General features: G+C 70.4%; 2 protein-coding genes, 2 pseudogenes and 1 CRISPR repeat array. Of the genes and pseudogenes, 1 reads left to right on the top strand and 3 read right to left on the bottom strand.

Annotated elements, in window-relative coordinates; all coding sequences use genetic code 11:
- Positions 1-4,045: DUF6531 domain-containing protein (locus tag E1265_RS29365; protein ID WP_132934028.1), on the bottom strand; the 4,045-nt coding region annotated here is incomplete at its 3' end.
- 301 nt (positions 4,046-4,346) lie between these two features.
- Positions 4,347-5,776: direct repeats of the CRISPR family, unit length 28 nt; unit sequence GGACGATCCCCGCCGGTGCGGGGGCGAC.
- Between the two features lie 420 nt (positions 5,777-6,196).
- On the opposite strand from E1265_RS29365, the gene E1265_RS29360 reads away from it, so the two are divergent.
- On the top strand, positions 6,197-6,817 hold the full coding sequence (locus tag E1265_RS29360) for an HAD-IA family hydrolase (RefSeq protein WP_243741198.1): 621 nt from the start codon (positions 6,197-6,199) through the stop codon (positions 6,815-6,817).
- 82 nt (positions 6,818-6,899) lie between these two features.
- Here the strand turns inward: E1265_RS29360 and E1265_RS29355 are convergent.
- Positions 6,900-7,265, bottom strand: a pseudogene (locus E1265_RS29355) (ATP-binding protein); the annotation flags it as partial.
- A 392-nt stretch (positions 7,266-7,657) separates the two neighbouring features.
- Positions 7,658-8,313 (bottom strand): annotated as a pseudogene (locus tag E1265_RS29350) (hypothetical protein); the annotation flags it as partial.

The raw sequence follows: 8,313 nt of genomic DNA, 5'->3' as shown, positions 1-8,313 counted from the left end.
GGCCGAGGGGGTCGGGCGTGGCGTAGCGGGCCGTCTCGGGATCGTAGTAGCGGTGGTGGTTGTAAAACAGGCCCGTTTCCGGGTCGTGGTACTGGCCCGGGAAGCGGAGTGGGGTGTAGGCGGGGCTCGTGGTGTCCCAGCTGGTCAGCCCCCACAGGGTGCGGTGGGGGCGCCAGGTCACGGTGCCGTCTTCGTCGACGAGTTCGGTCGGTGTGCCGATCAGGTCGGTGACGATGCCGAAGAAGCGCGTGTCGACGTCTTCCTGGGTGGCGTGGTCGGTGAGCCGTTCGCTCTGGACGATGGGGTGTGGGCCCTGATGCTCCCAGGTGAGGGTGACCGCGTGGGGGTTGTCCGCCGAGGTGGTGGTCTGCTGGGTCAGGACCAGGCCGTCCCAGGTGAAGCGCACCTCCTCCGCGACCGTCGCGCCGTCGTCGGCCAGGCGTTGCTTCGATGTTCGGCGGCCGAAGGGGTCGTAGCGGTAGCGCCAGACCGTGCCGTCGGGGGTGGTCACGTGGGTGAGTCGGTCTTCGGCGTCCCAGGCGTACCGCCAGGTGTCCGGCTTGCGGGAGAGCCTGGTCTTGTGGCGGGCGATCACGCGACCGGCGTCGTCGTAGGAGTAGCGCAGGCGCCCGTGCTGGAGCAGCCGGGATCCGGCGCGGACGGTTTCGGCGTCTCGGTCGCCGGGGCGGCTCGACCGGGTCTGCTGGCCGGTGGCGTCGTAGGCATACGACTCGGTCCAGTCGCGCGCGCGGACCTCGGTGACCCGGCCGGCGTTGTCGACGTCGAACTCGCTCGGGCCGCGCAGCCGGTCGTCGACGCCCAGCAGGCTGCCGTCGTCGCGGTAGGAGTAGGCGCGGGCCTGCACCGTGTGGGCGTTGGCCGCGGTGACCACCTGCGTGATCAGGTGCCCGGCCGCGTCCCACGTCTGGGACTGGGAGAGCGATTCCCCCAGGAGCCGGGATATCTCGCGCCCGACCGGGTCGTAGTCGAAGGCGAGGGTTCGGCCCGAGGTGTGGAGGGACGTGCGGCGCCCGGCCGCGTCGTAGCCGTAGGTGGTCGCCGCGCCGTCGGGTGTGGTGCGGGTGGTGCGGCGTCCGGCGGCGTCGTAGGCGTTGAGGAGGGTGTGGCCGTTCACCGTCTCGGCGAGCAGACGTCCCTCGGGGTCCCAGACGCGTTCCAGTACGCAGTCAGGGCTGGTCGCCCGCAGGACGCGGCCCAGGGCGTCGCGCTCGTAGAAGGTGGTCGCGCCGTTCACCGTCTTCGCGGTCACCCGGCCGGCGTGGTCGCGTGCGTAGGCCACGGTTTCGCCGGCGGCGTTGGTGCGCGCGACGACCTGGCCGGGGGCGTCCCGTTCGTAGTCGACGCGGCGGCCGTCGAAGTCGGTCTCCGCCACCAGGCGGCCGGCCGCGTCGTAGGTGTAGCTCCACCGCGACCCGTCCGGGGCGGTCACGGCGCGCAGTCGCAGCGAGGCGTCGTGCTCGAACTCGTACCGGGCGCCGTTCGGGTCGGTGCGCGCCGCGAGCAGGTCGAAGTGGGTGTAGGCGTAGGTGGTGACGCGGCCGTTGGCGTCCCGGTGCTCCGTGCAGTTGCCCTCGCCGTCGTACGTCCACGCGCGCTCGGCACCGTCCGGGCCGAGGACGCGGGAGATCAGGCCCTCGATCGTCCACCACAGCCGGGTCTCGGCCCCGGCCGGGTCGACCACCCTGACGACGCGGCCGAACGCGTCGCGCTCGCGCACGATCTCGTTGCCCAACGGGTCCACCACCGAGACCGGCAGACCGGTGGTGGCGCAGCGCACCAGGGTCACCGCCCCCAGGGGATCGGTGACGCGCGCCAGGTGTCCGGCGTCGTCGAGGTCGAAGCGGGTGGTGGCGTCGGTGGCGTCCGTGACGGACACGCAGTTGCCGCGTTCGTCGTACGCGCGCCGCACGGAGGTGCCGTCGGGGCGGACGATGGTCGTGAGCAGGCCGGGCCCGGCGTAGGCGCAGCGGGTGACCGCTCCGTCGGGGTGCGTCACGGTGAGCGGCTGGCCGAACTCGTCGTACGTGGTGCGGGTCGTGTGCCCGAGCGGGTCCGTCCACGCCGTGGTCCGGTGGTGCGCGTCGTACTCGGAGCGTGTGACGTGCCCCAGGGGGTCGATCTCGGCGACCACGTCGCAGGAGTCGTTGACGACGAACCGGCTCACCGCGCCCTCGGCGGTGGTCAGGGTGGTGATCCGGGCATCGGGCCAGTGGAGCGGGTCGCTGCCGTCGTAGTCGAGCGTGACGGCCAGGTGCCCGGCGTCACCGCCCTCGGCCACGCACCGGTCGTGTTCGTCGTAGGAGTAGGTATAGCTCCGGTCGTTGGAGTCGGTCCAGGACGTGACGCGCTGCCGGGCGTCGTAGGTGAACCGGAGGGCGGCACCTGAGGAGTTGACCACCTCGGTGAGGTTGCCGGCGGTGTAGCCGTACCGCCTGATCGTGACGTCGGAGCCGTCCTCGGCGGCGCCGGCGAGCGCGAGCTCGGTGATCCGGCCGTATTCGGTGGTGACGGTGAGGTGGTAGCCGCCGGAGTGGCGGATGGCGGTCGGGACGCCGTAGGCGTCGTGGTCGAAGTCGATGTGGTCGCCGTTGCGGTCCGACAGTCGCTTCAACGGCGCGAGGCCCTGCCGGTCGGGTGCCGAGAACCAGCGGCGCGTCCCCTGGACCGGGTCGGTGACCGTGTAGCCGCCGTCCGCCAGCCGTGCCAGCGGCCAACGCGGCCCCGTCTCCGGGTACGTCGGTTCCTGGTCCGGGTGCGGGTAGGCGAGGAGCATCCCGTCCTCGGTGACGAGGATGACGCCCTCGTCGTCGATCTCCAGGCGCTGGTCGGCCGTCGAGGCCCAGGACGGGCCGAACCAGTGGCCGGCCGCGTAGCCCGACTCCATGCGCCGCGTGAAGACCAGGGGCAGCGTGCCGGGCAGCACCACGTCGGTCTGCGGCAGGTACACGTGCCCGGTCGCCAGGTCCACAGGGTCGGTGCCTCGGCTGCGCACCATGGTGCGCAGCCGGTTGTACGCGCCCTGCGCGGCATTGCTCATCGTGCGCCGCGCGCTGCCGGCCAGGCGCCGCAGCCCACCGGCCATGCCGCGCAGGCCGCCGCGCGCCAGGGCCGCCACTCCGCCGGCGAGGCCGCCGAGGGTGGTGAGGCCTTTCATGCCGGGGATGCAGTCGAGGGCGGCGAAGGCGACGTCCCAGAGGGAGGCTCGGCCGTTGGCGTAGTCGTAGAGGGTGTCGGCGAGGACGACGAGGGCGGCGGCGAGGACGACCCAGGCGAGGGGTCCGCCGATGATCATGACGACGATGCCGAGGACGGCGACGACGACCTTGCAGATCTCGACGATGGTGTCCCAGTTCTCGGACACCCAGTTGATCGCGTCCTCCCACCAACGCCGGTTCTGAATACCGGCGTCCGACGCCTCGTCGATGTCCCGGGCGCAGGCGCGGGCGGCGTCCTCCCGCATCTCCTTTGCCTGTTGGGCGAGTTCGCGGGCGGCGGAGAGGGCTTCCTCGGCGGCGTCGACCCGGCCCTGAGCAGAGGACGCCGCATCGTTGGCGGCGTTACGGTCCCGGGTAGCGGCCCGGACCTCGGCCTCCGACGGCGGCTCGACCTCGTCGCGCTCGCCCTCACGTTGCAGCCGTTCGGCCTCCTCGCCTGCCCTGCTCACCCAATCCTGCGCATCGGACAACGCCGCCTGTGCCGAGCTGAGATCCGCCTGGGCGGACATCGCCCGGTCCAGGGCGCGATCCGCCATGCCCTGGGCGGTCTCCAACTTCGGCCAGTACGTCTGGAGGGCCTGGGCGGCCATGTCGTAGGAGGTCTGGAGCTTCTCCAGGTTGCCCGGCACCCCGTCGAACTCGCTGCGGAACGCCTCGGCCGACAAACCCGCCCAGTCGAGAACGGCCCGGTCCTCTGCCATCCCCCGGATACGACTCAACGCCTCGCCCACGTCGTCCGCGAACGTCTGAAGCTCGTCAGCGAGCTCCCGAACTTCCCCCGGACTCCCCGGCGTTGGGTCGGAGTCCATGTCCACCGGACTCCAGTCAGACGGCCGTGCCACGTCTCACCCACCCCCGTAGTGATCAAGCATCGTAATGCCTCGAACGGTACGGTAAACACGAGGTCGCCCAGGTTCAACGCCAGCCATCAGCGCCGTGTGGGGATGCATGACTCACACATGCGAACGTCGCTGGGGCCCGAGCCCTCGACTTTCGCTTCCTCGACTCGCCATGAGATCGCACGCGCCCACTGGCTGAAGGCAAGCCGGAGGAACAAGTCGCACTGATGAGGGTCGACTTGGGCGATAATAGCCGATTGTCTCGTGCATCGAACGGGCCCTGCCAGCGCCGGGACGACGACCTCGACCAACTCACCCCCGGGCCCGCGCGGCACGATCCCCGCCGGTGCGGGGACGACGCCCCCCACCACCTCTACACCGTCACCCGCCGTGGACGATCCCTGCCGGTGCGGGGGCGACCTCGCCAACATCGCGGTGTTCCCCGTGAACGTCGGACGATCCCTGCCGGTGCGGGGGCGACGCATAGACCGGGCAGCTCCCCACACCCCCAGGGGGACGATCCCCGCCGGTGCGGGGGCGACGCGGTCGGCCCGGCTGCGGTGGACTCCGCCGGGGGACGATCCCCGCCGGTGCGGGGGCGACACGTCCTGGCCGTAGCCCACGAGGCCGATCGTGGGACGATCCCCGCTGGTGCGGGGGCGACCACGACCAGTGCGCCAAGTGCGCCTCGTGCGGGGGACGATCCCCGCCGGTGCGGGGGCGACACGTCCTGGCCGTAGCCCACGAGGCCGATCGTGGGACGATCCCCGCTGGTGCGGGGGCGACCACGACCAGTGCGCCAAGTGCGCCTCGTGCGGGGGACGATCCCCGCCGGTGCGGGGGCGACCCGGTGGGCAAGCTGTTGAGGGCGGCGTAGGTGGGACGATCCCCGCCGGTGCGGGGGCGACGCTCACCCCTTGCCGTTGCAGGCGCCGCAGATCGGACGATCCCCGCCGGTGCGGGGGCGACGAGCTGCCGTCCACCCGCGTCACGGTGACGTCGGGACGATCCCCGCCGGTGCGGGGGCGACCAGCCGCAGCCACCGAAGCCTATGAGGAGCGTCGGACGATCCCCGCCGGTGCGGGGGCGACTCCAGCGCAGTCACTCGCTGCTCGATGGTGGGCGGACGATCCCCGCCGGTGCGGGGGCGACCCACCAGGTGCCCTGGGCGATGCCGCGCCAGGCGGACGATCCCCGCCGGTGCGGGGGCGACCCGGTCATCGAGGTGTGGCGGTCCACGGCGCTGGGACGATCCCCGCCGGTGCGGGGGCGACGCAACTCGCGGGTTGGCCATCCACCCCAGGGCGGGACGATCCCCGCCGGTGCGGGGGCGACGCCCAGCAGTACGCCACGAGCCCCGACTCCGGAGGACGATCCCCGCCGGTGCGGGGGCGACATCACGCTCGGGGTCGCGCTGTTCTCCATCGGCGGACGATCCCCGCCGGTGCGGGGGCGACGACTGGCTGCCGCGCATCAGGCCGATGCCGAACGGACGATCCCCGCCGGTGCGGGGGCGACGGAATCCCAGAAGTTAGACAACCCAGCCATCGTGGACGATCCCCGCCGGTGCGGGGGCGACCGGGGGATCAGCGAGCGGGCCGCCTGGAAGGCGGGACGATCCCCGCCGGTGCGGGGGCGACACCGCCCAATCGACGGCGGTGATGTCGCCGATGGGACGATCCCCGCCGGTGCGGGGGCGACACTTGTTGACCTGCGGTGATGCGAGACGGAGGGGCTCATTTTATTCAGTCGGATGTCGGCGCAGGCGCCCCAAGGTCTAGCTGTGGCGCCGAGCCAGCCCGGTCGAACGATGTTGGCTTCGAGCGTAGCTTCCGGAGAGATGCTACGTCGCCTCGGCGCTGCCACCCTGCGGTCTACCGGGGAGCGGGGAGAGTGACTATCTGAGTGGCAACGGGCGCACGGATCGCCGCAGACGGCGGTGGATGCCGGAGGACGATTCGTGCAGGTTGGCGGGCTCGTGCGGCCTACCCTGCGGAGTGCTGGATTGCTTGTCGCCATGGGCAGGGATGTTCACGACTAATGGCGTCGCTCCTGTGTTCTGGCATCTTCGGTGTTGTGCCTGCCCCGCGTGAGAAAGATCCCGGTATGACAATCTCTGCCGTGCTCCTCGACGTGGACGGAGTCCTGCTGGACTCGGCAGTAGCTCACCGGAGAGTCTGGAACGCTTGGTCGCTGGCGCGAGGTCTGGACCCTGAGAAGGTGTGGCAGCTCACCTTCGGGCGGCGCCCCGAGGACACCGTTAGAGACGCGGCTGTGCATCTGGACCCGGTCGTCGAGCGGCAGGTACTGGACGAGCTGCTGGCCCGGGAACGTGACAGCGTCCTGCCGGTCGAGGGCGCTGCTGATCTGCTGAAGGCGTTGTCCGACAGTCCGTGGGCGATCGTGACCTCTGGCGACCGGGCCTTCGTCGAATCGCGTTTCGCAGCGGCGGGACTTCCCCTCCCCGCTGTGCGGGTCTATGGCAGCGATGTGGAAGACGCGAAGCCCGCGCCGGACTGCTTCGCCCTGGCCGCGTCCCGCCTCGGCGTCGCCGCCTCGGCGTGTCTGGTGGTGGAGGATGCCCCGGCGGGCATATGTGCGGCGGTGGCGGCCGGCTGCACGGTGATCGGCTTGACGACAACCCACCGGGAGGAAGAACTCCGGCAGGCACACATGTGTGCCGCATCCTTGGCGGAGGTGCAAAACCTGCTGACCACACTCGGGCTTCTCGCAACGCCCTGAGCCTCGGGGGCAGTCCCCGGTGGCTCAGCATCGGGCCGTGCCAAACGGGACGGTCTGTCGAAGCCTGCGAGAAGAGGCAGCCGGCCTTGGCGGGTTCCTCGGCCCCTGCTCGGATGCTGGCCAGGCGGTAGGAGCCGGTGCCGGTTTTCGATGAGGTGCCGTTGAAGGTGAGGCGGTCGACGATGGCCGCGCAGAGGCGGAGGTCGGTGAAGGTCTTGGTCCAGTCGGAGAAGGATTCGTTGGAGGCGATGGCGACGCTGTTCTTCTCCTCGCGTTCGCTCAGGACCTGAAAGAGGAGTTCAGCGCCGCGGCGGTCGAGTTCCATATAGTCGAGTTCGTCGATGCAGAGCAGGTCGACGCGGCCGTAGCAGGCGATGGTCTTGTTCCGCTGCTTCTCATCTGCGGCCATAACCAACTCATTGACCAGCTTTGTGGCCAGGGCGTAGCGGGCGGCGGGAACAACCCCGCAATCGCGGGGAGCAGATCGTGACCTGCGGCTTTATCTGGTAAGTGGCGTGCTTTTACTTACTTCTTCACATTCGTGTTCCTGCTTTTGTGGTCGATAGTGAGCGGCCGGTTCTCTGCGGCGCTGCCCGCTCCGGGCGCATCCTGCAAATCTATCCAGACTAGTCAGCGGGATGGATAGGGCCCGGGGCATGGGCGCCCGGGGTTCCCAGATGGACGGTACCTAGGCAGAAGAGGTTGATCTGCCGGAACGGCTCGCCGCAGGGCCGCGGGGGTTGCGCCTGGGAGCGGCTGCTCGGCTGAACCCTTGTGCCGACACGGTGAGGAGACCGCCCTTGAGGTCGGTAACTGAACCCAACCCTGGTCTGGTTCGTATCAACTGGCCTCGTGACTGCCGCGCCTGCTACGCAGGGAGTTGAGGACGAGGCGGCCGTAGGGGGTGGTGAGGAGGGCGCCGGTGGCGGCGAGGGCGGTCAGGGCGGCGGTGAGGAGGTGCCAGGGAGTTTGGTAGCCGAGGACTTGGATGACGGTGAGGGCGGTGGTGAGGGGGAGGCCGAGGATGGTGATGATGCCGAGGGCGCCGCTGATCTGTTGGTTTTCGCGGGTTTGGATGAGGCGGTTGTGGTCGGCGGCTTCGGCGAGGATTTCGGTGAAGCGTTCGGGGAGTCGGTACTGGTTCTGGTAGGCGGTGAGGAGGTCGTTGGCGGTGCCGTGGGTGGTGAGGTGTTGGCGCCAGTAGGTGCTGCGGAAGTGGGCGAGGCGGCGTTCGAGGGTGGCCAGGCGGGCCGCTTCGCCGGGGCCGGTGAAGACGTCGGTGAGGTCTTCGGTGAGTTGGTCGATGTGGTCGCGCTGGATCATGCCGAAGAGGAGGGCGTCGAGGTAGACGCTGCGGGTGTGGAGTTCGGCGTAGCCGTAGAAGGGGTCGGTGGGGCCTTGGTCGGCGCGGTGGCCGATGAAGGCCGCACCGTGGCGTAGGACGAGGCCGCTCCAGTCGGCGGAGATGTGGACGGTGTCCGCGGTGAGGCCGGGGA

Source organism: Streptomyces sp. 8K308, assembly GCF_004348315.1.
GTDB lineage: Bacteria > Actinomycetota > Actinomycetes > Streptomycetales > Streptomycetaceae > Streptomyces.
This window is presented reverse-complemented; position numbering and strand designations above follow the sequence as displayed.